Source organism: Citrobacter sp. wls717, assembly GCF_005280955.1.
Lineage (GTDB): Bacteria > Pseudomonadota > Gammaproteobacteria > Enterobacterales > Enterobacteriaceae > Citrobacter > Citrobacter werkmanii.
This window is the reverse complement of record NZ_SZWW01000006.1, coordinates 206,689-233,350: the sequence shown is the minus strand read 5'-3', so window position 1 is coordinate 233,350 and position 26,662 is coordinate 206,689. Positions and strand designations below refer to the sequence as shown.

The 26,662-nt window shown below is 53.3% G+C and carries 23 protein-coding genes; 12 read left to right on the top strand and 11 right to left on the bottom strand.

Annotated features, from left to right (window positions below):
* Positions 1–10: 10 nt before the first annotated feature.
* Positions 11–2,302 carry a phosphatidylglycerol--membrane-oligosaccharide glycerophosphotransferase gene (gene opgB / locus FDX09_RS03480; RefSeq protein ID WP_085048364.1) on the top strand — a complete coding sequence of 764 codons (2,292 nt, stop codon included), beginning with the start codon at positions 11–13 and terminating at the stop codon, positions 2,300–2,302.
* A gap of 43 nt (positions 2,303–2,345) precedes the next feature.
* Here the strand turns inward: opgB and FDX09_RS03475 are convergent, their stop codons facing one another.
* Both FDX09_RS03475 and FDX09_RS03470 read right to left on the bottom strand, forming a co-directional pair.
* Positions 2,346–3,791, bottom strand: a complete 1,446-nt coding sequence (locus FDX09_RS03475; protein ID WP_137346804.1) for a tagaturonate reductase — start codon at positions 3,789–3,791, stop codon at positions 2,346–2,348.
* 13 nt (positions 3,792–3,804) lie between these two features.
* Positions 3,805–4,827, bottom strand: a complete 1,023-nt coding sequence (locus tag FDX09_RS03470; RefSeq protein WP_121529971.1) for a zinc-binding alcohol dehydrogenase family protein — start codon at positions 4,825–4,827, stop codon at positions 3,805–3,807.
* Between the two features lie 137 nt (positions 4,828–4,964).
* On the opposite strand from FDX09_RS03470, the gene FDX09_RS03465 reads away from it, so the two are divergent.
* The 3 genes from FDX09_RS03465 (at position 4,965) to FDX09_RS03455 (ending at position 8,023) form a co-directional block, all read left to right on the top strand.
* Positions 4,965–5,879: a GntR family transcriptional regulator gene (locus tag FDX09_RS03465; protein WP_038636960.1), complete on the top strand. Its 915-nt coding sequence runs from the start codon at positions 4,965–4,967 to the stop codon at positions 5,877–5,879.
* A gap of 214 nt (positions 5,880–6,093) precedes the next feature.
* Complete coding sequence (locus FDX09_RS03460) at positions 6,094–7,455, top strand: MFS transporter (protein ID WP_087857417.1); 1,362 nt, start codon at positions 6,094–6,096, stop codon at positions 7,453–7,455.
* Positions 7,456–7,507: 52 nt separating this feature from the next.
* Positions 7,508–8,023: a GNAT family N-acetyltransferase gene (locus FDX09_RS03455; RefSeq protein ID WP_042312563.1), complete on the top strand. Its 516-nt coding sequence runs from the start codon at positions 7,508–7,510 to the stop codon at positions 8,021–8,023.
* Positions 8,024–8,062: 39 nt separating this feature from the next.
* Here FDX09_RS03455 and tsr read toward each other — a convergent pair whose 3' ends face one another.
* A complete protein-coding gene (gene tsr, locus FDX09_RS03450) occupies positions 8,063–9,724 on the bottom strand; it encodes a methyl-accepting chemotaxis protein (RefSeq protein WP_121529969.1) in 1,662 nt (553 codons plus the stop codon).
* Positions 9,725–9,914: 190 nt separating this feature from the next.
* On the opposite strand from tsr, the gene FDX09_RS03445 reads away from it, so the two are divergent.
* The 4 genes from FDX09_RS03445 to yjiA all read left to right on the top strand — a co-directional run bounded on the left by FDX09_RS03445 (position 9,915) and on the right by yjiA (position 14,263).
* Positions 9,915–10,457: a hypothetical protein gene (locus tag FDX09_RS03445; protein WP_069324113.1), complete on the top strand. Its 543-nt coding sequence runs from the start codon at positions 9,915–9,917 to the stop codon at positions 10,455–10,457.
* 289 nt (positions 10,458–10,746) lie between these two features.
* Positions 10,747–12,897: a pyruvate/proton symporter BtsT gene (gene btsT, locus FDX09_RS03440; RefSeq protein WP_137346803.1), complete on the top strand. Its 2,151-nt coding sequence runs from the start codon at positions 10,747–10,749 to the stop codon at positions 12,895–12,897.
* 202 nt (positions 12,898–13,099) lie between these two features.
* Entirely contained in the window at positions 13,100–13,294 is a 195-nt protein-coding gene (locus FDX09_RS03435) for a YbdD/YjiX family protein (RefSeq protein ID WP_003830038.1), read from the top strand.
* A gap of 12 nt (positions 13,295–13,306) precedes the next feature.
* A complete protein-coding gene (yjiA, locus tag FDX09_RS03430) occupies positions 13,307–14,263 on the top strand; it encodes a GTPase (protein WP_137346802.1) in 957 nt (318 codons plus the stop codon).
* 102 nt (positions 14,264–14,365) lie between these two features.
* Here yjiA and FDX09_RS03425 read toward each other — a convergent pair whose 3' ends face one another.
* The 4 genes from FDX09_RS03425 to FDX09_RS03410 form a co-directional block, all read right to left on the bottom strand.
* Positions 14,366–15,430 (bottom strand): DUF2955 domain-containing protein, encoded by a 1,065-nt coding sequence (locus FDX09_RS03425; protein WP_069324120.1) that lies wholly within the window; start codon positions 15,428–15,430, stop codon positions 14,366–14,368.
* On the bottom strand, positions 15,420–16,487 hold the full coding sequence (locus FDX09_RS03420; RefSeq protein ID WP_137346801.1) for an HlyD family secretion protein: 1,068 nt from the start codon (positions 16,485–16,487) through the stop codon (positions 15,420–15,422). The genes FDX09_RS03425 and FDX09_RS03420 overlap by 11 nt, the downstream gene beginning before the upstream one ends.
* 6 nt (positions 16,488–16,493) lie before the next feature.
* Complete coding sequence (locus FDX09_RS03415; protein ID WP_137346800.1) at positions 16,494–16,958, bottom strand: MarR family transcriptional regulator; 465 nt, start codon at positions 16,956–16,958, stop codon at positions 16,494–16,496.
* A 148-nt stretch (positions 16,959–17,106) separates the two neighbouring features.
* Positions 17,107–17,271 carry a DUF1127 domain-containing protein gene (locus FDX09_RS03410; protein ID WP_069324123.1) on the bottom strand — a complete coding sequence of 55 codons (165 nt, stop codon included), beginning with the start codon at positions 17,269–17,271 and terminating at the stop codon, positions 17,107–17,109.
* Between the two features lie 176 nt (positions 17,272–17,447).
* On the opposite strand from FDX09_RS03410, the gene FDX09_RS03405 reads away from it, so the two are divergent.
* Entirely contained in the window at positions 17,448–18,860 is a 1,413-nt protein-coding gene (locus FDX09_RS03405; RefSeq protein ID WP_069324124.1) for a PLP-dependent aminotransferase family protein, read from the top strand.
* Between the two features lie 51 nt (positions 18,861–18,911).
* Here the strand turns inward: FDX09_RS03405 and FDX09_RS03400 are convergent, their stop codons facing one another.
* On the bottom strand, positions 18,912–19,874 hold the full coding sequence (locus tag FDX09_RS03400; protein ID WP_137346799.1) for an Rpn family recombination-promoting nuclease/putative transposase: 963 nt from the start codon (positions 19,872–19,874) through the stop codon (positions 18,912–18,914).
* Between the two features lie 230 nt (positions 19,875–20,104).
* Here FDX09_RS03400 and FDX09_RS03395 point away from each other — a divergent pair, with 230 nt between their 5' ends.
* The 3 genes from FDX09_RS03395 to mdtM all read left to right on the top strand — a co-directional run bounded on the left by FDX09_RS03395 (position 20,105) and on the right by mdtM (position 23,186).
* Entirely contained in the window at positions 20,105–20,920 is an 816-nt protein-coding gene (locus FDX09_RS03395; RefSeq protein ID WP_085048371.1) for an AraC family transcriptional regulator, read from the top strand.
* Between the two features lie 48 nt (positions 20,921–20,968).
* The gene (locus tag FDX09_RS03390) at positions 20,969–21,619 is read left to right on the top strand and encodes a LysE family translocator (protein WP_085048372.1); all 651 of its coding nucleotides are present in this window, start codon (positions 20,969–20,971) and stop codon (positions 21,617–21,619) included.
* Positions 21,620–21,944: 325 nt separating this feature from the next.
* Positions 21,945–23,186 (top strand): multidrug efflux MFS transporter MdtM, encoded by a 1,242-nt coding sequence (gene mdtM, locus FDX09_RS03385; protein ID WP_038636916.1) that lies wholly within the window; start codon positions 21,945–21,947, stop codon positions 23,184–23,186.
* Positions 23,187–23,270: 84 nt separating this feature from the next.
* On the opposite strand, the gene FDX09_RS03380 is transcribed toward mdtM, so the two are convergent.
* From FDX09_RS03380 to FDX09_RS03370, 3 genes are all read right to left on the bottom strand, one after another.
* Positions 23,271–23,831 (bottom strand): DUF1440 domain-containing protein, encoded by a 561-nt coding sequence (locus FDX09_RS03380; RefSeq protein WP_085048373.1) that lies wholly within the window; start codon positions 23,829–23,831, stop codon positions 23,271–23,273.
* A gap of 239 nt (positions 23,832–24,070) precedes the next feature.
* Positions 24,071–25,261 carry a cystathionine beta-lyase gene (metC, locus tag FDX09_RS03375; RefSeq protein WP_038636913.1) on the bottom strand — a complete coding sequence of 397 codons (1,191 nt, stop codon included), beginning with the start codon at positions 25,259–25,261 and terminating at the stop codon, positions 24,071–24,073.
* A gap of 31 nt (positions 25,262–25,292) precedes the next feature.
* Complete coding sequence (locus tag FDX09_RS03370; RefSeq protein WP_038636908.1) at positions 25,293–26,525, bottom strand: dicarboxylate/amino acid:cation symporter; 1,233 nt, start codon at positions 26,523–26,525, stop codon at positions 25,293–25,295.
* Between the last annotated feature and the right edge of the window lie 137 nt (positions 26,526–26,662).

Genomic DNA, 26,662 nt, shown 5'->3' with positions numbered 1-26,662 from the left:
AGGATCGACCGTGTCAGAATTAATCTCCATCACTCTGTTTCTCGCTTCAGTGCTGATTTATGCCTGGAAAGCGGGTCGCAATACCTGGTGGTTTGCCGCCACGTTAACGGTGCTGGGGATTTTTATTGTCTTAAATATCACACTGTATGCCAGTGACTATTTCACCGGCGACGGAATCAACGACGCGGTGCTTTACACTCTGACCAACAGCCTGACCGGCGCAGGTATCGGGAAATATATTCTGCCTGGCGTCGGCATTGCGCTGGCGCTGACGACCGTCTTCGTCGCCCTCGGCTGGATCCTTCGCCGCCGTCGCCATCACCCGCATCACGTGGGTTACAGCCTACTGGCCCTGCTGCTGGCGCTGGCCTCCGTTGACGCCAGCCCGGCGTTTCACCAGATAACTGAACTGGTGAAATCTCAGTCGCGCGATGGCGATCCGGATTTCCTGACCTATTATAAAGAGCCGTCGAAAACCATCCCTCATCCGAAGCTGAACCTGGTTTATATCTACGGCGAAAGTCTCGAACGCACCTACTTTAATAACGAGGCGTTCCCGGATCTGACCCCGGAGCTCGGCGCGTTGAAAAACGAAGGCATGGATTTCAGCAACACCATGCAGCTACCAGGGACGGATTACACCATCGCTGGCATGGTCGCTTCGCAATGTGGCATCCCGTTATTTGCGCCATTTGAAGGCAACGCCTCGGCATCGGTTTCCAGCTTTTTCCCCAACAATATCTGTCTCGGCGATATCCTGAAAAACTCCGGCTACCAAAACTACTTTGTGCAGGGGGCTAACCTGCGCTTTGCCGGGAAGGATGTGTTCCTGAAATCTCACGGGTTTGATCATCTGTACGGCGCAGAAGAGTTAAAAAGCGTGGTGGCGGATCCCGCATATCGTAACGACTGGGGCTTTTACGATGACACCGTGCTGGACGAAGCATGGAAAAAATTTGAAGAACTATCGCGTTCAGGACAACGTTTTTCACTGTTTACCCTGACCGTGGATACCCATCATCCGGATGGATTTATCTCTCGTAGCTGTAACCGTAAACGTTATGACATCGACGGTAAGGCCAATCAGTCCTTCAGCGCGGTGAGCTGCAGTCAGGAAAACATTGCTGAATTTATTAATAAAATCAAAGCATCCCCATGGTTTAAAGATACCGTGATCGTGGTTTCTTCCGATCATCTGGCAATGAACAACACCGCCTGGAAGTATCTGAACAAGCAGGACCGCAACAACCTGTTCTTCGTGCTACGCGGCGACCAACCGCAACAGGATACGCTGGCGGTGAAACGTAACACGATGGATAACGGCGCAACGGTGCTGGATATTCTGGGCGGCGATAACTTTATCGGCCTTGGCCGCAGCAGTTTGTCGGGCGAATCCGTGTCGGAAGTGTTCCTCAACATCAAAGAAAAAATGCTGGCGTGGAAGCCCGATATCATCCGCCTGTGGAATTTCCCGAAAGAGATGAAAGAGTTCACCATTGACCAGGACAAGAACATGATCGCGTTCTCCGGCAGTCATTTCCGCCTGCCACTGCTGCTGCGCGTATCGGATAAACGCGTCGAACCACTACCAGAAAGCGAATACTCGGCGCCGTTGCGCTTCCAGTTGGCGGATTTCGCGCCGCGCGATAACTTTGTCTGGGTCGATCGCTGCTACAAAATGGCGCAGCTGTGGGCGCCGGAGTTGGCGCTTTCCACCGACTGGTGCGTCTCTCAGGGGCAACTGGGCGGGCAACAAATTGTGCAGCACGTTGACAAAGCCAAATGGAAAAGCAAAACCGTCTTTAAAGACACGGTGATCGACATGGAGCGCTACAAAGGAAACGTCGATACGCTGAAAATTGTCGATAACGATATTCGCTACAAAGCCGACAGCTTCGTCTTTAACGTGGCGGGCGCGCCGGAAGAGGTGAAACAATTTAGTGGTATTTCACGCCCCGAATCCTGGGGACGCTGGTCCAATGCGCAGCTCAGTGAAGAGGTAAAAATCGAATACAAAGCGCCATTGCCGAAAAAATTCGATCTGGTCATCACCGCCAAAGCCTATGGCGATAACGCCAATCGCCCGATACCCGTGCGCGTTGGCAATGAAGAACAGACGCTGGTGTTAAGCCATGATATCAGCACCACTACCTTACATTTTGAAAACCCGGCAGATGCCAATACGCTGGTGATTATCCCACCCGATCCGGTTGCCACCAACGAGGGCAATATTCTCGGCCACTCGCCGCGGAAGCTGGGGATCGGGATGGTTGAAATCAAAGTGGTGGCAGCTCAGGGTTAAAAAAAACAGCGCCCAACACCACTCCGGGCGCTGCATGGCAACCTTATTCCAGACTGTTCACCGCCTGACGCATACCTTGTACCAGAATCATTTCCAGATTGGCTGTCACCTGCTCAGCAAGACCTGGCAATAACGTTAAATCTTCACCCCAGTGCGCGGCCTCTCCGAGCACTGCATTCACCAGTTCCCGCAGCGTTAAATCATTGCCAACTTGCGGCCACAGGCTGGCATACAGATTTATCCACTGCTCGTCATCCTGCAATGGATAGCCTTCCCCGGCCCGTTCACCGCGATAAAACGCCAACAGCGCGGCCAGAGCGAAGGTTAAGCGCACAGGCCAACATCCATTTTGCTGGCCCGCCAGCAGCTGCGGCAATATACGGGTGCGGAATTTGGTCATGCCGTTAAGCGCGATGGAAAGTAACTGATGGCGAATGTAGGGGTTCTGAAAACGCCCGCTCACCGCACCGGCAAATTCGCGCAGTTCATCGGCGTCGAGATCCAATACCGGTATAATTTCCTCGCTAATCGCCCGCTCGACAAAACGGCGGACATCGGCATCCTGCATCGCTTCGCCAACGGTATCCAGCCCGCACAGCCAGGCAACCGGCACCAGCGCCGTATGCGCGCCGTTCAGAATCGCGACCTTACGTTCCTTGTACGGCTTAATATCGTTTACTACTCGGATATTCAGAGGGCATTGCGCCAGCTTTAACTCTTCAGCCAGCCATGCAGGTCCCTGAATCACGAACAGATAAAAGTGTTCCGCGGTATCGAGAAATGCATCGTGATAGCCAAGCGTAGCTTCCAGCGCGGCGGCTTCTTCGCGCGGGTAGCCGGTAACAATGCGGTCAACCAGCGTGGAACAGAAGGTATTCGCCGTTTCCACCCAATCGGCAAACGCCGCAGGAAGCTGCCAGTCCTGCGCATACTGCAGCACCAGCGTTTTAAGCGCATCGCCGTTATAGTCGATCAGTTCGCAAGGAATAATCACCCAGCCCTTATCCACCGCCCCCGCAAAATGGTTAAAGCGCTCCAGCAGCAGTCGCGTCAGTTTGGCCGGAAAACTCACCGGCGGGGCATCATCCACACGGTCCGCCGCGTGATAGCTAATCCCGGCTTCAGTGGTGTTCGAAAACACAAAGCGGATGTCCGCATTGTGCGCCAGCGTCAGATACGCCGCGAAATCCTTGTACGGGTTGATTTCGTTATTTACCGAACGAATCAGCCGCGCCTCGCTTACCGCCTCGCCCTGCTCGTTCAACCCACGAATAAGCGTGGTATATAACCCATCCTGAGCATTCAGCGACGGCGGAAAATCGGTATTAATCGGGCGAACGATGGTCACGCCAGCATTGAGATCCGTTTTCTCATTAAGGATATCCAGTTGCCAGTCGACAAACGCCCGCAGAAAATTACCTTCACCAAACTGGATCACGCGCGTAGGGTAGCTGACACCCGGAAAATCACGTCGATTCAATGTTTTCATCACACTTATCCTCTCAGAACGTGATCACGCCTTTAATCAGTTCCCGGTTGTTAATCACGTCCCGCTCGTAGATCTCTGCAAGTTGGGCAAACGCGTAACGGTGCGTGAGCATCATGTCGGCGGTCAGTTTGCCTGCCGACATCAGGCGGCCAACCTTGGCAAAATCTTCCGGTGTCGCGTTGCGACTGCCCATCATGGTGGTCTCTTTCTTGTGGAACTCAGGATCGGAGAACTGTAAATCGCCTTTAAACAGCCCAACGAAAACGATGCTGCCCCCATGGCGAATCAAATTCACCGTGTTGTTCATCGCATGCTGATTCCCCGTGGCATCAATGACCTTTTGCGCCAGCGAGCCGCCAAACTGAGCGCGCAATTGCGCATCAAAATCTTCAGCAGACGGATCGATAACCGGAAGATCCAGTCGGGAAACCACATGCTCCCGGCGCGCGGGGCTGGTATCCGCCACCACCACTTGCGCGCCATCGGCTTTGGCAATCGCCGCCGCGCCCAGACCAATCGGACCGGCACCGACCACCAGCACCTGCTCACCCGGCGCTACCGCCGCCCGACGTACCGCATGTGCGCTGATGGCATAAGGCTCAATCAACGCCGCCGCCTGCGGGTCAATGCCCTGCGCATCCAGCAGGTTGGTCACCGGCACGGACAAGTATTCGCTGAAGCCGCCATCCTGGTGCACGCCAATCACTGAAATATTCTCGCAGCAGTTGGTGCGCCCGCTCAGGCACGCCGGACACTGCTGACAGGCCACGTAAGGAATAACCGCCACCTGCTGGCCATTTTTCAGATTTTGTATATTTTTACCCAGCCCGACAATTTCCCCACATATTTCATGGCCTAATACACGTGGATAGCTGAAAAAAGGTTGATTGCCGCCCCAGGCATGAATATCGGTGCCACAAATCCCCACCGACTTAATTTTTATTAATGCCTCACCTTCACCCGGAACAGGTATTTCACGCTCTTTCCAGACTAATTTTTTAGGTTCCTGGCAAATCAACGTATTCATCGTAGACATGATTCTGCTCTCCTGTTTTTTTGTTGCCTCAGATATCGACGAAAATAAAAAAACCGGAGAAAGCGGAAACGTAATCTGTGAATCTCAGCGCATAAAAATGTTTTAAATCGGGTTTTAATAGCGAAAAAGGAGACACCATGAGCCGTTCACAGAACTTACGCCACAATGTGATTAACCAAATAATCGATGATATGGCGCGTGGTCATATCCCTTCCCCACTTCCGTCGCAAAGCGCGCTGGCCGAGATGTACAACATCAGTCGCACCACCGTGCGCCATATGCTGAGCCATTTAAGCGAATGCGGCGTACTGACGCAGGTCGGCAGCCATTATGTCATCGTGCGTAAACCTGACCATGACGACGGTTTTGCCTGCACCACCGCCTCCATGACCGAGCAAAACCGGATCTTCGAGCAGGCTTTTTTCACTATGATCAACCAGCGCCAACTGCGCGCAGGCGAGAGTTTCTCCGAACTGCAGCTTGCCAGAGCCGCAGGCGTCAGTCCGGTAGTTGTGCGGGAATATCTTTTAAAATTCGAACGTTACAACCTGATTAAAAACGAAAAACGCGGTCAGTGGAGCATGAAGCAGTTCGATCAGGCCTATGCGGAACAGCTGTTTGAACTCAGAGAAATGCTTGAGACCCATTCTTTACAGCATTTCCTCAATCTGCCCGATGATGACCCGCGCTGGCTGCAGGCCAAAACGCTGTTGGAGCGCCATCGCATCCTGCGCGACAGCATCGGCAGCAGCTTTCGTATGTTCTCGCAGTTAGACCGTGAGTTTCATGCTTTACTGCTCTCTGCTGCCGACAATATATTTTTTAATCAATCACTTGAAATCATCTCCGTGATTTTCCACTTCCACTATCAGTGGGATGAAAGCGATCTTAAACAGCGCAATATCATTGCCATCGATGAGCATATGACTATCCTCAGCGCGCTGATCTGCCGCAGCGACCTGGATGCCACCCTGGCGCTATGTAACCATTTGAATACAGCCAAACAATCGATGATCCGCTCCATCAATCAAAGTAGCGCTGCCGCGCATTAAGTACCGATAAAAAACAGCAAACCATTACCGGGAGCACGATTTTATAAAAATATAAACCCCTGAAAAATACCTCTTGCCTATGCTCACGCTAAGTCGACTGCATTAAAAACTTTTGTGAGCGGTGATGAGTAAATTGATTCATCACTGGTATTTTTTCAATACTGCACAGCCCACTGCTGTGTGAAAATAAATTATTGAGGTTCAGGAGTCCGGCGTGGAAAAAAATAATATTACCCTCGACCCGAGTTCTTCGTTTGACACGTCGTCATCAGCGGATATTAATGTTCCGCCTGAGGGCATGGTACAACGCAGTAGCCGAATTAAACGTATTCAGACCACCGCAATGATTTTATTATTTTTTGCTGCGGTGATTAATTACCTCGACCGTAGTTCATTATCAGTCGCCAACTTAACAATTCGGGAAGAACTGGGGCTGAGCGCCACGCAAATCGGTGTCCTGCTGTCGGTCTTCTCTCTCGCTTACGGTATTGCACAACTGCCCTGCGGCCCGCTGCTGGATCGCAAGGGTCCGCGCATTATGTTAGGACTCGGGATGTTCTTCTGGTCGCTGTTTCAGGCGCTGTCCGGGATGGTACACAGCTTCACTCAGTTTGTGCTGGTGCGTATTGGCATGGGGATCGGCGAAGCGCCCATGAACCCGTGCGGCGTAAAAGTCATCAACGACTGGTTTAACATCAAAGAGCGCGGCCGCCCCATGGGTTTATTTAACGCCGCCTCCACCATCGGCGTCGCCATTAGCCCGCCGATTCTGGCTGCAATGATGCTGGTTATGGGCTGGCGCTGGATGTTTATTACCATCGGCGTGCTGGGCATTTTCCTCGCCATCGGCTGGTACATGTTGTATCGCAACCGCGAGCAGATTGATCTGAGCGCCACAGAACAGGCTTACCTGAACGCCGGCAGCGTCAATGCCCGCCGCGATCCGCTGAGCTTTGCCGAATGGCGCAGCCTGTTCCGCAACCGTACCATGTGGGGCATGATGCTGGGCTTTAGCGGCATCAACTACACCGCATGGTTATACCTGGCCTGGCTGCCGGGCTACCTGCAGACCTCCTACAACCTGGATTTAAAAAGCACCGGCTTAATGGCGGCCATTCCGTTCCTGTTTGGCGCAGCTGGCATGCTGATTAACGGTTTTGTCACCGACTGGCTGGTGAAAGGCGGTATGGCACCGATTAAGAGCCGGAAGATTTGTATTATCGCCGGGATGTTCTGCTCTGCAGCCTTCACCTTCGTGGTACCGCAGGCGACAACGTCAATGGCCGCGGTGTTACTGATCGGTATGGCGCTGTTCTGTATCCACTTCGCCGGAACCTCCTGCTGGGGCTTGATCCACGTTGCCGTCGCCTCACGTATGACCGCCTCCGTAGGCAGTATCCAGAACTTTGCCAGTTTTATCTGCGCGTCCTTCGCGCCGATCGTTACCGGCTTTATTGTGGATACCACTAACTCTTTCCGCCTGGCGCTGATTATCTGCGGTTGCGTCACCATGGTGGGCGCCCTCGCCTACATCATCCTGGTGCGCCAGCCCATTAGCGATCCGCGTAAAGATTAATCCTCCAGATGCCCGATAACACCGCGCTTATCGGGCATGTTATGCTCCACGTATGAACATTATCTTGCGCGCCACGACTCTGGCAGAAACTGCCGCTCTTCCCGCCATCGAACGATCTGCGGGGCAACGTTTTTTACTCATCCCCGACCTGGCGTGGATTGCTGACGACCAGATTATATCGGCTGCTCAGCATCGGGCATTTGCCGCCGCAGGCATGAGCTGGCTGGCGCAGGTCGATGAGCGTCCGGTCGGTTTTTTGGTAGCCGAAACGCTGGGGTCATCGCTGTTTATTGCTGAACTGTCGCTGCATCTGGAGTGGCAGGGAAAAGGAATTGGCCGCAGATTGATTGGCTATGTTGCCGAGCAGGCTCGCGAGAAAGGTTATACGTCACTGACGCTGACCACTTTCCGCGATGTGCCGTGGAATGCGCCATTGTATGCGCGACTGGGTTTTGAAATGCTGGCTGACGAGACGCTTTCGCCGGAATTGCGCGAAAAAAGAGCTGAAGAGGTGGCGCACGGGCAGACGTACGAACGACGCTGCGCCATGCGCCTGATGCTGCGCTGATTGCCCGATGGCGGCTACGCCTTATCGGGCATCACAGGCTTAGAACGTTTCCCAGTTATCCCCGGTATCAGTTACCGCTGCTTTACGCGGCTGGACCGTTGAAACCGGTTTAGCGGCGGCAACGTCGCGCGCGCGCTGCTGGTCATGCTGAATACGGAACACGGCTACGGCCTGGGTCAGACGGCTGGCCTGCTCTTCCAGCGCCGCAGCGGCAGCGGCGGATTCTTCCACCAGCGAGGCGTTCTGCTGCGTCACGCGATCCATCTCTGCAACGGCCAGACCCACCTGGTCGATACCGCGGCTCTGCTCATCAGAGGCGGAGGCAATTTCCCCCATGATATCAGTCACGCGGGTCACCGCATTGACGATCTCATCCATGGTTTCACCGGCGCTTTCCACCAGCGTTGACCCCACATCCACACGGCTGACCGAGTCTTCAATCAGGCTCTTGATCTCGCGCGCGGCCTGCGCACTACGCTGGGCCAGGTTACGCACTTCACCCGCAACCACCGCAAAACCACGCCCCTGCTCGCCCGCACGTGCGGCTTCTACCGCGGCGTTGAGCGCCAGAATATTGGTCTGGAAGGCAATGCCATCAATAACGCTGATAATATCGGCGATTTTCTGCGAACTGGAAGCGATGTCGCGCATGGTTTGCACCACGTTATCAACCACTTTACCGCCTTTCTGCGCGGTTTCTGAAGCGCTCAGCGCCAGATGGCTGGCCTGACGCGCGTTTTCGGCGTTCTGCTTCACGGTCGCCGTCAGTTGTTCCATGCTGGCCGCCGTTTCTTCCAGAGAAGCCGCCTGCTGCTCGGTACGTGAGGAGAGATCGTTGTTGCCCATCGCAATCTCGCTGGCGCCGCTGTAAATCGCGTTAGCGCCGTTACGCACGTCACCCACGGTGTTCATCAGTTCACCCTGCATGTGGCGCAGGCTTTCCGCCAGTTGTCCAATCTCGTTGGAACCTTCCACCTCAATACGCTTCACCAAATCGCCGCTGGCGATATGACGAATGCTTTCAATCAGGCGGTTCATCGGAGAGATCAGCGTCAGTTTGATACCAAACCACACCGCAACGATAGCGGCCAGCACGGTAATCAGTACACACACCAGCACCCACATCGCCTGGCTATAGGAAGCGTTATTGTCCTCAACCGCGATGTCATACAGGCGATCGTTCTGCTGCATGTAACTCATGTACTGCTTCTCAAAACCGTCCTGATAGCTCTGAGTCGGTTGATCAAAAAACGCGTTGATCTTGCCTTCACCCAGTAACTGGATCAGCTCCGCCAGCGCGCCGTGATAGATGTCATAGGTGCGGTTGATCTCCTGGAACGCGGCTTCGCTTTGACGCGGATCGCGCGGAAGCGACTCGTAAATCGCCCAGTTTTTTTCGGTCAGCTTCAGGGCATTGCTCGCCACCTGCATCAGTTCTGCAACGGTCGCGCCGCTGCCGATGTTGCTCTGATCCATCATGTAGCGAATCCCCGCCCGGTTCAGGGTATTACGCGTTTGCAGTAGCTCAACCCAGGTAGCGTTCAGCGCAGACTGCTGCTGGCGAATGGTTTGCAGAACGGTAAAGTTCTCTTTGTCATTCTTCAGTGAGTTAAAAAACAAGCCGCCTGAGGCGAGCTGTAAAAGGCCAAATAGCGCCAATACCAGCAGTAAGCTGGTAACAATCTTCATTCGTTTTAACATGTTTTCTCTTTCCGCTAGACAGATACTCTGGTTTTCGGCCTGGAAAGAGAAAACTTTATGGTGCCAGCAATTGCTACATAATTATCGTTTCCGCATTAAATTTCGTTCCCTATGACAAATTACTCAAAAAATTACTCGTTCCATTGCGTCTTAGGTGTAGGATTCCCGTTTTTAAGGAAAGGATGCTTGTATGTTGAATCGCGATTTTGATCACCTATCCACCCTCGCGCACCACTTTTTTGAACGTGAAGATATTCGCCAAAAACTTAATATCATCGATCAGTACAACATCTCCGGTTGGGAAGTCTGGATGCAGATAGAATTTGCCAATCTTTTGGCTTCGACGGGTCATGAATGGTGGCGTGAACAAACTCTCGCCTGCGATCTGCGGAAAAATCCACAGCGTTTGTCTGTACGTGCAGATTTCTTGTTGCGGAAAAAAGGCTGGACTCAGGACAGCTACATTGCACTTGAACTCAAGCAGAACCAGGATCCGACAAGTTGCGTCAGAAATATGATTGCGGATTTGGTTAAAAGCGCCAAAATCAAACGTTCAGAATTAGAGCTGCGTAGCTTCTGGACGCTCGGGGTAACACCCCGCATAGACAAAGAGCGCCTCGATGAACTTATTGACCACTATCTGGATGAAAAATATTACCTGACTAAATCACGTAAGAAACATGTGTTGTTAAGAGACATCGAACAAACGCCTTACTGTTATATCGTCATCTAAGTATCTCAGTCAGATACTGTGTCAGTGGGGAAACACGGCATTTAGGCAAGCGAACACTATAATGCCGTGATCTCAATCACATAAACTCCCCCATTCACCCTCATTGCTAACCGCTCACTGACATTTGAGACCGCTTAAGCTGACATACAACCGCTCACTTATTTACCTTACTTTACGCGCGTAATTCTCTGGCAAGATCCCTCCAACATTGCAGTCAATTTACCTCCTCAAACACAAGATCAAACCCACGCGGCTTCGGCCAATTATTAATTAGATACCAGGTTTTACTATGGATACGAAAAAGATATTCAAGCACATACCCTGGGTGATTCTCGGAATCATCGGTGCATTCTGCCTCTCGGTAGTGGCATTACGTCGGGGTGAGCACATTAGTGCCCTGTGGATCGTGGTGGCCTCAGTTTCTGTTTATCTGGTGGCCTATCGTTACTACAGTCTGTACATCGCCCAGAAAGTGATGAAACTTGACCCGACGCGCGCTACGCCGGCGGTCATCAACAATGATGGTCTGAACTACGTTCCTACTAACCGTAACGTATTGTTTGGGCACCACTTTGCCGCTATCGCCGGTGCAGGTCCGCTGGTCGGACCGGTACTGGCTGCGCAGATGGGCTACCTGCCCGGTACGCTATGGCTGCTGGCAGGCGTGGTGCTGGCCGGTGCGGTACAGGACTTCATGGTGCTGTTTATCTCTTCCCGCCGTAACGGCGCATCTCTGGGTGAGATGATCAAAGAAGAGATGGGCCCGATCCCGGGAACCATTGCTCTGTTCGGCTGCTTCTTAATCATGATCATCATCCTGGCGGTACTGGCGCTGATCGTGGTGAAAGCGCTGGCGGAAAGCCCGTGGGGTGTCTTCACCGTCTGCTCAACCGTACCGATTGCGCTGTTTATGGGGATCTACATGCGATTCCTGCGCCCAGGCCGTGTGGGCGAAGTGTCGGTAATTGGTATTGTGCTGTTGGTCGCCTCCATCTACTTCGGCGGCGTGATTGCGCATGACCCGTTCTGGGGTCCGGCGCTAACCTTTAAAGACACCACCATCACCTTTACCCTGATCGGTTACGCGTTTATCTCTGCGCTGCTGCCGGTATGGCTGATCCTCGCCCCGCGCGACTATCTGGCGACCTTCCTGAAAATCGGCGTTATCGTCGGCCTGGCGGTGGGGATTGTTATCCTCAACCCGGAACTGAAAATGCCGGCGATGACGCAGTACGTTGATGGTACTGGCCCACTGTGGAAAGGCGCACTGTTCCCGTTCCTGTTCATCACCATCGCCTGTGGTGCGGTATCTGGCTTCCACGCGCTGATTGCTTCCGGTACCACGCCGAAGCTGCTGGCTTGTGAAACCGACGCGCGTTTCATTGGCTATGGCGCAATGCTGATGGAATCCTTCGTGGCGATTATGGCGCTGGTTGCAGCCTCCATCATCGAACCGGGTCTGTACTTCGCAATGAACACCCCGCCTGCGGGCCTTGGCATCACCATGCCGAACCTGCATGAAATGAGCGGCGAGAATGCACCGCTGATTATGGCGCAGCTGAAAGATGTTACCGCACATGCGGCGGCAACCGTCAGCTCCTGGGGCTTCGTGATTTCGCCTGAGCAGATCCTGCAGACCGCGAAAGACATCGGTGAACCATCCGTTCTGAACCGCGCAGGTGGCGCACCAACGCTGGCTGTGGGTATCGCTCACGTATTCCACAAAGTGCTGCCGATGGCTGATATGGGCTTCTGGTACCACTTCGGTATTCTGTTCGAAGCACTGTTCATCCTGACCGCACTGGATGCCGGTACCCGTTCTGGCCGCTTTATGCTGCAGGATTTACTGGGTAACTTCGTGCCGTTCCTGAAGAAAACCGACTCTCTGGTGGCGGGCATCATCGGTACTGCGGGCTGCGTAGGCCTGTGGGGTTACCTGCTGTATCAAGGCGTTGTTGACCCGCTGGGCGGCGTTAAGAGCCTGTGGCCGCTGTTTGGTATCTCTAACCAGATGCTGGCTGCCGTGGCGCTGGTTCTCGGCACTGTGGTGCTGGTTAAAATGCAGCGCACCAAATACATCTGGGTTACCGTGGTTCCGGCAGTCTGGCTGCTGATCTGCACCACCTGGGCGCTGGGTCTGAAACTGTTCAGCACCAACCCGCAGATGGAAGGCTTCTTCTTTATGGCGAATCAGTACAAAGAGAAGATTGCTAACGGCGGCGAACTGACCGCTCAGCAGATTGCCAATATGAACCATATCGTCGTCAACAACTACACCAACGCAGGTCTGAGTATTCTGTTCCTGGTGGTGGTGTACAGCATCATTTTCTACGGGTTCCGTACCTGGCAGAAAGCCCGCGCCATCAATGGTCGCTCTGATAAAGAGACGCCGTATGTACCGGTGCCGGAAGGCGGCGTGAAGACCTCGTCACACCACTAAACTGAAGCCGGGTGGCGCACTGCGCTCCCGGCCGGGATCACTTAGTGCCGCAGGCGTAATTGGCGCAGTCAGTTTGACTGCGGACAGCGCGCAGCAACCGGAGCGTACACGCAGTACGTGAGGATTGCGAGCACTGCCCGCGGTCAAAGTGGCAAGTGAAATAGCCTGCATCTACGAGCTCAACATATATCCGGGGCGTTTTATGTTTGGTACTTTAGGGCAAGCTAAAAAATATCTCGGTCAGGCGGCGAAGATGCTGATTGGCATTCCGGACTACGACAACTACGTCGAGCACATGAAGACCAACCATCCCGATAAGCCGTACATGACCTACGAAGAATTCTTCCGCGAGCGCCAGGAAGCCCGCTACGGTAGCGGCGGAAGCAGTTGCTGTTAGAAGGAGAAGTGAATGACCCCGATTGCAGTTACCCTACTCACCGGTTTTCTTGGCGCGGGTAAAACCACCCTGCTACGCCATATTCTCAACGAGCAGCACGGTTACAAGATTGCCGTTATCGAAAATGAATTCGGCGAAGTCTCAGTGGACGATCAGCTGATCGGCGACCGCGCCACGCAGATTAAGACCCTGACCAACGGCTGCATTTGCTGTACCCGCTCCAGTGAGCTGGAAGATGCCTTGTTAGACCTGCTCGACAACCTCGACAAAGGCACTATCAATTTTGACCGTCTGGTGATCGAGTGCACCGGCATGGCCGACCCCGGCCCGATTATCCAGACCTTTTTCTCCCATGAAGTGATTTGCGAACGCTACCTGCTGGACGGCGTGATTGCGCTGGTTGACGCGGTGCATGCTGATGAACAGATGAACCAGTTCACCATCGCCCAGTCGCAGGTCGGCTATGCTGACCGCATCCTGCTGACCAAAACCGACGTCGCAGGTGAAAGCGAGAAACTGCGTGAGCGCCTGGCGCGCATCAACGCCCGTGCGCCGATTTACACCGTGACGCATGGCGACATCGATCTTTCGCTGCTGTTCGACACCAACGGTTTTATGCTGGAAGAGAACGTGGTCAGCGCCAAACCGCGCTTCCACTTTATCGCTGACAAGCAAAACGATATTTCCTCGATCGTCGTCGAACTGGATTACCCGGTGAACATCAGCGACGTATCGCGCGTAATGGAAAACCTGCTGCTGGAATCCGCCGAGAAGCTGCTGCGCTATAAAGGTATGCTGTGGATTGACGGCGAGCCCAACCGCCTGCTGTTCCAGGGCGTCCAGCGCCTGTACAGCGCCGACTGGGACCGCCCGTGGGGCGACGAACAACCGCACAGCCTGCTGGTATTTATTGGCATTCAGTTGCCGGAAGATGAGATCAGAGCCGCGTTTGCGGGATTGAAGAAATAATCCCCTGCTGAATTGCCCGGTGACGCGATGTGACCGGGCCTGGAAATCCCGCTCCTTGTAGGCCGGATAAGGCGCAGCCGCCATCCGGCACTGGCCCCCCGCTCACTCGGTAATTACAAACCGTGTCGCAGCAAAGCAGTTCAACACCCGGTGCACCAGAAATACCATGGTTAGCGTTGCCACCAGCGCGACGGTGACGGAGGTGATGCGGTACAGATCGCTGAATACCAGGTCCTGATCCGGGTGCAGGTTCTGGCCGAACATAATGCCGATAGTGGTGATACTGGCAAACCCCACGCCCGCGCCGACTTTTTCCATTACGTGCAGGCGGGCGCTGAACGCCAGCCCGAGACCGATCAGCGGCATCATCAGCACCATGTGGTTGCTGAAATCATAGATAAGCAACTGCACCAGCAGAATATACAGACAGGCCAGCACCACGCCAACCACACGCCAGATCGAGCTGATCACCGCCCCGCGATAGTGCATCGGAAACAGGATCAAAATGCCCGCCATCAGCGCCGACAGCGAATCACTTAAGTCACAGATCTGAAAGACAACAAAAATCATCGTCGCCACCGTGCCGGAAAGCAGCGACTCGTGGCGCACCCGGGCGGCATCTTTTTCAATTCGCGGCGGCGGCTGGCGGGGTTCCACGTCCGGGATCAGATAATGCAGCAGCGCGCTCAGCGCCACCGCCATGACGCAGGCTTCCATATTGGAGAACATCAGCGTATGCCAGTTGGTGGTGGGATAGCTCATAAAGTTGAGCATCGTGCTCTGGCACACCACGCCCATTGAGCCGAGCAGAAACAGCGGCCCTTTGCTCATAAAACGAAAACGCATCACGTACAGGCCGAACACCACCAGCGTCATGATCAGCGGCCACTGTGAGAGATAGCCGACGATCAGCACCATTTCAACACAGTTTACTGCCGCGCTGAACACAAACTGTTTTGCCACATGGCGGTTGAATACCGGCACCAGCGACAGCAGCATCAGCGGATAAACCACAAAGAACACGCCGTACTGCACGTTGTAGAAGGTTGAGATGCTCAGCGCGATTGTCCCGGCAACGGAGATACGCAGGGTCTGGCGAAAATCATTGGCGGTGTAGACAATATTCCCGTGCGGCGTAAAGACATGGGCCAGCGTGTTAATAGACATAATGCAGCCAGCTAACGAGGTGGATTTGCGCCCCGGCAAAGGTACGGGCGAACATCCCCTCGCTGTTATACAGCTGTACCGTGGCGCGCGCCCCGGTCGGTAACGGCGTGTCGAGCGGTTCGTTCAGCGCCACATGAATACGCATACGCTGGGCATCACGCACCCAACGGGTGGACTGTTCCGGCTGCGACAGCTGGCCGTTAACCTGCTCCTGGCCCGCCAGAATACCGGCATCGCTGCTGGTAACACGGGCAGAGAAAACCTTGCCCGGCATGGCGTCGAACACCACGGCGGCATCGGTATCCACGCGAGTGTGGCGCAGGCTTTTCTCGCGAAAGTCGGCCACGATATCGGTCTGATGGCTGACCAGCGCCAGCAGCGGCGTGGCGGCGGTGGCGTACAGTCCGGGGCTAAGCTGGAGATTGCTTACCGTGCCATCAGTTTCTGCATACACTTTGCTCCAGCCAAGGTTCAGTTGCGCCTCTTCCAGCGCGTTACGGTATTTTTGCAGCGTCACGTTGCGCTTGTCATCGCGCTCGCCACGCTGGATAAGCAGGTTCTGAATACTGGCGTTGAGCGCCGCCACCGACTGCTCGCTGGTCTGCCAGGCAGTGCGCACCTTGTCGAGATCGGATTGCGACACATTCTGCATGGCGCTCAGGCGTTGATAGCGGTCAAAGGTGGTCTTATCGTTGCGGGCGTTGAATTGCGCGGTGCGCAGATTAGCGCGCGCAGAAGCGATCTGGGCATCCAGTTGTTGGTTGCTCAGCTTCGCCTGCTCAAGGGCGATTTGCGCCGCCTCGACCTTATTGATAAACGGCGTCGGATCCAGTTCGTACAGCAAATCGCCCTTCTTCACCTGGCTATTGTTATGTACATGCACCTGCGAGACATAGCCGGAAACGCGTGAGGAAACGGGGGTTACCACGCGCATCACCGTGGAGTCCGGCGTCAGCGGGATCCAGATATCGGCAACGATAAACCAGGCGAATATTACCAGGAAAGCGGCAATACTCACCCTTACCCAACGGGCAAATTTTTGTTCTGGGGTCATCATAGTTTTTTAGTGTTGATTGTCTTCTTCGCGGATTGTCCGCAAATTGCAGGCGATTTGATTTAACGTCGCGCTGAAGGCGGCAAGCTCCGCTTCAGGAATGGTACAGGTGACGCGATGCTGGTATGTCTCAATCACCCGGTTAAGTACTTCAAGCCTTGTGCGGCCCTGCGCGGTCAGCGTTAACAGTCGGATGCGTTTGTCATAAGGCGATGTGGAACGCAGCAGGTAGCCCTGCTTTTCTAGTAGCGTGAGGGTACGCATCAGCGGCGGCAGTTCAATGCCCTGCACCTGGGCCAGTTCACTGACCGAGACGTTGTCTCCCAGTTGATACAGCTGCATCAATACCGTCCAGCTTGATTGCGTCAGGCCTGTATCGGTGATGGCAGCATCAATAATGGCCCGCCACTGGCGTACCACCATCGCCATGCGCATCCCCATCGGACGGCGGGCAAACAGTTCATCTTCAGTCATGTTTCTTTTTCCTCATTGCTGAGAAGAAAATAATACTTATCAGGGTAAGTATCAAGAAACAGACTATCAACAAGCATAAATTGATAAACACCGTGAATATAAAAGAGGCCGAATGCGCTAACACCCGGCCTCTGTCGATAGAAAATAATTACTCCACCTGATCGCGTCGCAGCCCGACGTCACGCAGCCGCTCATCGCTCATCTGTTGCAACAGACACCGAGTTTGCGCCCGTAGCCGCCATGCTTTGTATGCCCGCCAGATCAGTACAAACCCAATGAACGGCTGCTTTGCTTTATTCTCATGAAATTCCATACCTTGCCTCCCGCCTTGCCAGAGGCTTTATCTTCACGGATTTGGGTCTGAACAATACAGACTCACAAAGTACTTTTATTTAACATACAGATTGGTTAAAAAGAGTTCTGCATCGCTTTTTTCACGCCAATCTGTACTGGTTTTTTTATCTGTATGGTACCCATGAGGGATACAGCATGACGCGTTACCAACATCTGGCCAATCTGCTGGCCGAACGCATTGAGCAGGGGCTGTATCGCCATGGCGAAAAATTGCCTTCGGTGCGCAGCCTGAGTCAGGAGCATGGGGTCAGTATCAGTACCGTCCAGCAGGCCTATCAGACGCTGGAACAACTACAGCTGATCACGCCGCAGCCGCGTTCCGGTTATTTTGTCGCGCCACAAAAAGCACAACCGCCGGTGCCGCCGATGTCGCGTCCGGTGCAGCGTCCGGTCGAGATAACCCAGTGGGATCAGGTGCTGGACATGCTGGCAGGTCATGCGGACAAATCGATAATCCCTTTTAGCAGTGGCGTGCCCGATATCAATCAACCCAGCCTGAAGCCACTGTGGCGCGAACTCAGCCGCGTGGCGCAGCATAATCTCAAGGCAGTTCTGGGCTACGATGAATTACCTGGTTGTCGGGAATTGCGTCAACAGATTGCCCGGCTCATGCTGGACGGCGGTTCGATCGTCAATGCGGATGATATTGTGATCACTAATGGCAGCCAGAGCGGAATGTCGCTGGCGCTGCTAACGGTCTGCCAGCCTGGAGATATTGTCGCCGTTGAATCTCCCGCCTACTACGGCACAATGCAGCTGCTGCGCGGATTAGGGATCAAAGTTATTGAGATCCCGACCGATCCAGATGCCGGGATCAGCATTGAAGCGCTGGAACTGGCGCTGGATCAGTGGCCGATTAAAGGGGTGATCCTGGTTCCTAACTGCAACAACCCGCTCGGCTTTATTATGCCGGATGCGCGTAAACGCGCTGTGCTCGCCCTCGCCCAGCAGCACGATATTGTTATTTTTGAAGATGATGTGTACGGAGAACTGGCCACGGAATATCCACGTCCGCGTACAATCCATTCCTGGGACAGCGACGGTCGGGTGCTACTGTGCAGCTCATTTACCAAATCCGTGGCGCCGGGATTGCGCGTCGGTTGGGTTATTCCCGGTCGCTATCACGATAAATTTCTGCATATGAAATATGCCGTCATCGGCACTAACGTTCCTGCTACACAGCTGGCGGCCGCCACCTTCGTGCGCGAGGGGCATTATCATCGTCATGTTCGCCGTATGCGTCAGATCTACCAGCGGAATATGGAGATCTATACCTGCTGGGTACGGGAATATTTCCCCTGTGGGATCTGCGTCACCCGGCCGAAAGGTGGCTTTATGCTGTGGGTTGAATTACCACAGCAGGTCGATATGGTCTGCGTCGCCAAACAGCTCTGTCGCCTGAAAATCCAGGTCGCGCCTGGCTCGCTATTCTCCGCATCCGGTAAATACCGCAACTGCGTACGCATCAATTGTGCGTTGCCGCCAGACGAGAAGCATCGGGAAGTCATGCAAAAACTCGGCGAGGCGGTAAAGGTGGCGATAGAGTAAATCAGTATACCCGATGCTGCTGAACAGGCGAATGCACGGTTTAAGTCATCTCTAATGGCTTAAACCCTTGATATCCTCAGCAGAAAGTCGGGTAATTTTTTGTACCGTGCTGATATCGATGCCATCTGCCAGCATGGTGCAAGCAATACGGAGCGCCTCAGTTCGCTGCCCCTCTATCAGCCCTTCTTGTTTACCTTCCTGTTTACCTTCTTGTTTACCTTCCTGCAGACCTTTTAGCCATCCTTTTTGAAAACCTGCCTCATGCAATCTGTCCGCGATCGTCATCAAATGCTCCTTATGCTGCGGTGAACGTTCAGCGACCCCACGAATAAACTCACTGAATCGAGGTGCATCGCCAGTTTGCAAAATATAATTAAACAGTGTCTTTATCTGGCTGTCATTAGTCAGTCCAGTAAGTAGCAGGGAAACAATTTGTTCAACAAGCCCCATAAGATCGCGCTGACGGATGTGTTTTTGAATTAACTCCAGCAGTGCCATACGCCGATGCTGTACAATTTCATCATCCGGTATGACTGTAATATCCACCAGTGGAAACGCCGCAGTATACAGCTGACGCGCCAACTTCGGGTTCGCAAACTCGTCCAGCCAGCACAGCGTCCAGGGGTATGGACTTTTAGCTCCGTGATAAAACAGCATCGGCACCACCAGCGGCAATTGCTGGTGCCCGGCATCTAAGTGTTTCTGCATGGCCGCAACCGCATAGCGCATCAACCGGAATGCCATATGTGCATCCGGTGTGCTCTGGTGTTCGATCACTACATAAATATATCCATCCCCTTCCGTCGTTTTCACCGACCAAAGCACGTCGGAATAAGACGCGCGTAAATTCTCTTCAATGAAACTATCGGACTCGAGTTTCAGCGTCTGAAGGTCACAAAGTTCGCATAGCGAAACAGGAAGATGTATTTGCAGAAAATCCCGTGCGGTCTCTGGGTGACGTAAAAACGTTTTAAAGACCGCATCATGCGGGGTAGAAGTCGTTGCTTTACTCATGGCGATCCGTCACCTGGGAATAAGATGCCGTGAATGTAGCGCTGGTAAACCACACCATCACCTGCAACTTTCTTTCTTTGCGAGGCGATTTCAGAGATAAAAACGTCCCTTTGTAACGTCCGCATTTATCTGGAACGTATCACGCAGAATCACGACCTCAATGCACATTCCCGCTTTTTCATCGCACGCCCTGTGCTATAACAAATCATCACTTTCATGGAGGGCGAGATGTGACGCATACCCGGGATATTCCACAATCGTTCTGGCGTGACGCGCAGTTGCCGTGGCTGGAGCTGCGCAGCACCTGGCGTAGTCATCAAGCCTATAAACGTCATCATCATTCTCAGCTCTCGGTTGGAGCAATTCTTGAAGGTGAGACGTGCTGCCAGTGTGATGGCAAAGAATACCTCCTGAGCTCAGGCGACCTCATTGTGATCCCATCGCTGGCACCTCACAGCTGTAACCCCGTTAATGGGCGGTTTCGCAGTTACCATATGCTCTATCTTGATGCCCGGTGGTGCCTGGCCCATCTGCCTGCGCTGAGCAGCAATCAGCAGCTTTACCCACGTAATCCCGTTATCCGCGATCCGCAATTATTCCAGCGCTATTTGCGCCTCGTGGCGCTCATGCAGCGGCAACAAACGACACAGATAACCGATGCCGCGCAGGCACTGCTGCGCTCGCTGCCCTTGCAATCGGTAAAAGCGGAAAACCTTAGCGCTGCCAGCGCGTATCTGCGTGAACGGTTGCAGTCCTGTTTGTTTGCACCCCCCTCGCTGGACGATCTGGCTTATGAATGCCACATGCGTAAAGAGACGCTGATCCGTAACTTTAAGCAGGACACCGGCCTGACGCCGGGGAGTTATCTGAATATCCTGAGAGTTAACTATGCCCGCCAGCGGCTGCGGGCCGGGGACGAAATTGCGGATGTCGGCTACCAGAGCGGGTTTGCCGACCAAAGCCATTTCCATCGCACCTTTGTGCGCTACACCGCGGCTACACCGCGTCAGTATGCATTAGGACGATCAATATCAGACAATAATTAGCGCGGCATCAGGCGTAGGGTGAACTCGGATTCCTGCTCTGAGGTCACTATGTCACTGCTTGCTGAACTTTTTCCGTCTGCGTTTCCCGCGCTGGCGCTGGCGCATTTTGTCGCACTCCTCAGCCCGGGTCCGGACTTCTTTTTACTGGTCGGCTATGCCGTACGTTACCGGATGCGCGGCAGCGCCGGGCTGTGCGTGGGGATCGCCATCGGCAACGGGCTGTATATCCTGCTGGCGATTATCGGTTGGGGGATCCTGCGTCAGCTTCCTCTGCTGTTTACAGTTATTGAGCTATTGGGCGCACTCTATTTATTGTGGATTGGCAGTCTGCTGATACGCAGCCGCCCACAAACTCTGACCGGAGCAGACGCCCAGTCGACCTGCCCAGGATTTGGCAAACAGCTGCTGCTGGGGTTAGCTTCGTCACTACTCAACCCTAAAAATGCGTTGTTTTATCTGGCGCTAATGACCGCCCTGCTCGGCCCGTCGGTGACGTTGCTGCAACAAAGCATGAGCGGGATATGGATGACCAGCGTGGTGCTGTTCTGGGATCTGTTGATCGTCATGTTCATCGGTTTACCGCAGATCCAGCGACGCTTAACCAGAGGAATATTGTGGGTAGAGCGTATCGCCGGCGGCGTGCTGATCATCTTCGGTTGTGCCATCGCGCTGCGTTTTTTGCAAAACATCTTACTCTGATAAACGTGGCGATTATCTGCAAATAAACCGGATAAACTCGTTTAATTAATATCCAATCCACATTACACTGCAAATGGTTGCTACCCGTTCAACTTACTCTTCTTGAGGTGCGATGTGCTGATTGTTACCTGTAATCGTTACGCTTTCTGACCCTGCGTTAGTGAGCGTTTCTCCTGTTTGCGCTTCACGCCGACAGCGTTTTTGATTACATGAAATTCAGTACATTTGCAGTCTGCTTTTATTCTGTCATCGGCCTGACGTCTCAAAGACGGTATTGAATTTCGCTATTCCCGTTGAGGGTTTTCTCCCGACAAGGAGCTGTTTTATGCAACGGATTCTCGCGTTTTTCTCCCAACGCGCTACGACGCTATTTTTTCCTATTGCGTTGATTTTGTATGATTTCGCCGCCTATCTGTCGACGGACTTGATCCAGCCCGGCATCATTAATGTCGTACGCGATTTCAACGCCGATGTCAGTCTGGCGCCCGCGGCGGTCAGTCTCTATCTGGCTGGTGGTATGGCGCTGCAATGGTTGTTAGGACCGCTTTCCGATCGGATTGGCCGCCGTCCGGTACTGATTGCGGGAGCGCTAATTTTTACGCTCGCCTGCGCTGCCACATTGTTCACCACCTCGATGACGCAATTTCTGGTCGCCCGTTTTGTGCAGGGCACCAGCATCTGTTTTATCGCCACCGTCGGCTATGTCACGGTGCAGGAGGCATTTGGGCAAACAAAGGCTATTAAGCTGATGGCGGTAATCACCTCCATTGTGCTGGTGGCGCCGGTTATCGGCCCGCTTTCCGGAGCAGCGCTGATGCATTTTGTACACTGGAAGATCTTGTTTGCCATTATCGCCGTCATGGGGCTTATCGCACTCATTGGACTCACGTTAGCAATGCCAGAAACCGTCCAGCGTGGCGCGGTGCCGTTCAGTGCGCGCAGCGTCTTACGTGATTTTCGCGACGTTTTCCGCAACCGGGTGTTCCTGTTTGGCGCAGCCACGCTGTCGTTGAGCTATATCCCGATGATGAGTTGGGTGGCAGTCTCACCGGTGATCCTCATTGATGCTGGCGGCATGACCACATCCCAGTTTGCCTGGGCGCAGGCGCCGGTGTTTGGCGCGGTGATCGTCGCCAATATGGTGGTCGTCCGCTTCGTGAAGGATCCGACCCGGCCACGCTTTATCTGGCGAGCGGTTCCCATTCAGTTGAGCGGGCTGGCGGTATTGATTGCTGGCAATTTACTGTGGCCGCACGTGTGGTTGTGGTCAGTACTGGGGACCAGCCTGTATGCGTTTGGCATTGGAATGATCTTCCCAACGTTATTCCGCTTTACACTATTTTCCAACAACTTACCGAAGGGTACGGTTTCGGCGTCGTTGAATATGGTGATCCTGACGGTGATGGCGGTTTCTGTCGAAATTGGGCGTTGGTTATGGTTCAACGGCGGCAGGATTTCGTTTCATCTGCTGGCGGTGGTGGCAGGTATTGCCGTCGTGTTCACGCTGGCAGGCTTACTGAAGCGCGTACGTCAGCATGAGGCAACCGCATTAGCCGCAGAGAGTTAACCTTCTACGAACTGCCCCCATTCGTGAACACTGATATTGTGTTTAGCGGTCGGGGGCAATCCATCATAGTGCATCTACTTTTAATCATCTGACGAGAGATAACGGAACTTCCGCATCGGGTTCATGCGTGATCCGATTACGCAGGTCGCGGCGAATCATTTCAATGACCCAAAACCAGAAAATATGCCCAATAATTTCCGACACATATTCATCAAATGGCAGCTGAGACAAGGGCGGCGAAAGATGTAGTGCGGGAATGAACATGCCATGAACTGCCACCGTCACGATTAAACCTGCCAGTACCCCCTGCCAAAGTTTAACTTTTGGAAAAATTTCAGCTGCAACGCAATACCCGACTGCAAACACTAATGAAAATATGATGTGCGTAACCATAACCGGATTAATCACATGTTCAGAAAAGGTATAGACCGTTTGCGTGGGATCAATCCCCAAATAGTCTCTGAGAAAAAGGTACGGAGGATTAAACTCATTTCTTCCCAGAGAAAATGTCCTGGGTGGAAGAGGAACTTCGGCCCCCCACTTAACAAATGCAGAAAGTACGCCAGACACGATGCCGACTAACACGGCAACGCCATAATGGCGGCGTTCAGTTGGTGTCCTCGTGAATAAATCTTTCAGCTTCATAACTCATCATCCCCTCTGTGCCAGTAACCCTAAAAATCAGTAACTATGCTATCCAGGAGGGATGATAAAAATTGTGATTAAGATTATCTTTGATAAAAAATGATCTAAAATGACTAATTATGAGTTAATTTGATTGTAAATATAACGTCACCGCGTATGTCATGCAGGCGTTTTATCCGGCCTACTGGCTTACGTAGGCCGGATAAGGATCAACGCCATCCGGCAGCGAGTCTGTCACCTCACGCGATGCGCGCAAACCCCGCTTCCAGATCGGCAATCAGATCGTCAACATCTTCCAGACCAATATGCACCCTGACCAGCGTGCCGCTGAAATCAACCTCTCCGGCCGGGCGAATGCTGTTCAGCTCTTCCGGTTGATTCGCCAGAATGAGTGACTCAAAACCGCCCCAAGAATAGGCCATATGGAACAGCGAGAAATTATCGAGGAAATTCGCCATCTGCTCGTCGGTCAGTCTCTTTTTCAGCACAAACGAGAACAGGCCTGAGCTTCCGGCAAAGTCACGTTGAAAATACTCGTGTCCCGGACATTCCGCTAATGCAGGATGATTCACCCGCGCCACTTCCGGCCTTGCCGACAGCCAGCGAGCAATGTGAATACTGCTCTCCTGATGCTGCTTCAGACGTACCGCCAGCGTACGTAATCCGCGGCTACCGTTGTAGGCTGTGTCGGCATCCAGCGTTTGCCCCATCAGATAGGAGTTCTCTCGCAAACGGTCCCAACAGCGGGCGTTAGACACCGCCGTTCCCAGCATGCCATCCGAATGGCCTATGGTGTACTTGGTTCCTGCCTGAATGGAAATATCCACCCCGAAATCCAGTGCTTTGAAGAGAACACCCGCCGCCCAGGTATTGTCGATCATAATGACAATCTCCGGATTCACCGCGCGAATAGCCTTCACCATTCCCGGTACATCCTGGACTTCCATCGTGATAGAACTTGGTGATTCGAGGAACACCACCTTCGTTTCCGGACGCAGAAGATCAACGATCCCAGCCCCAATCAACGGATCGTAATACGTTGTTTCTACGTTAAATTTACTCAGGATCTTATTGCAAAAATCCTGAGTTGGCTCGTAGGCTGCGCCCGTCATCAAAATATGATCGCCGCTTTGGACGAACGCCAGAATCGCATTGGTCACCGCTGCGGCTCCACACGGATACAGCGCGCAGCCGACACCGCCTTCCAGCTCACTCATGGCTTTCTGGAAGGCAAAATGCGTATAGGTTCCGCGACGACCGTAAAACAGTTCGCCGTTAGCACGGTTGGCGGTGGCAAATTTCTTATCCTTCACGGTATCGAACACCAGCGAAGAGGCGCGTTGGATCACCGGATTCACCGCTCCCTGGGTATAGCGTTTGTCGCGACCAGCAACGACCAGATGCGTTTCAAGCTTCATAGCGTCTTTCATAACTTCTCCTGTTCTTAATCCGTGTGAAAACCTATACCACCGCAGCAGTAGAGTTTATTTCAGTGTTGGTCTGCTTTTTTCCAGCGAACCGTTCGACAATCTGTGCCGCATTCAAATCATGGATGACGTTAATCAATGTAGCTGGCGCATCGGTAATGGTGCCCAGTACCACCAGCATCGGGATCGCTTCCATCGGCAGACCCAACGTGGTGACGATAAAGATCTCGCCAAGGAACGCCCCACCGGGTACGCCGCCGACGATAATGGCGGAGAGCACCGCAATCAGCATCGTCAGGAAGAAGGTTTCGGTGGTGAACTCCATACCCAGCACGGAATAGATAAAGACAATTTTCAGTGCGGCTATCATCGCCACGCCGCCTTTATTCAGGTTCACCAGCAGCGGAATAGAGACATCAACGATTTCCGGGTTGATCCCCATCGCTTTACCGGCGCGCAGCGTCACCGGGAGCGTACCCAGCGAAGAACAGGTCCCCAGCGCGGTTGCAGAGGGTTCAATCGCGTTACGCCAAAAGGCTTTCACCGCCGGAATACCGCCGCCAATGTACGAATAGAGAATAGAGCCAAAAACAAAGTAGACCAGCGTAGCAACCATAAACAGGCCAATGGCGCGGGCAAAGGTTAGCAGCAGAGCAGAGTCCTGGCTGGCCATGGTGGCGGCGAAGTAGCAGCCCAGACCAATCGGCGCAACCTTCATGATGATTGAGACGATCTTCATGATCACCGTGTTGGCATCTTCCAGCAGTGAGGCAATGCGTTTCCCAGCCTGATCCGATTGGCCAATCGCCACACCCGCAATGATCGCCATCACGATCAGCGCCAGGATATTGGACTTAGAAAACAGTCCAATAAAATCGCTGGTGGTAATCATGCTCACAAAATCCATCTTGCCGCTGCCCGCCTGCACGGACTGCGAGAGATCGATAGTGACGCCCTGCGCCGGGTTATACCAGAGCGCCAGCGCGACGATCCCGGCCGCCGGAATAAAGGCCATCGCGATCGAAACAATAAAGATAATCGCCATAATGCGTCCCAGCCTTTTCAGGTCGGTCATACTGGCGATCGAAGACATAACGCTGATCCCCACCAGCGGCACAATAATCATAAATAACAGGTTTAAGAATATCTGACCTATTGGCTGGAGTTTACCTGCTAACGATGGGGCATAAATACCTAATAAGCCGCCAATCACCAGAGCAACTAATAAAATAATCGACGATCTGTAGGGTTCGAGTCGTGACCACATAATCGGTACCTTTAGAATAATAATTAATGAGATTAAATTCACAATGTGATGAGTTGCCGTTGCGCCTCCTGTTATTTTGTGACGTAACTCACCTAAGTTGTTATTTTTTCATTTTGCCAGTAAGTTGTTTCCTGTGA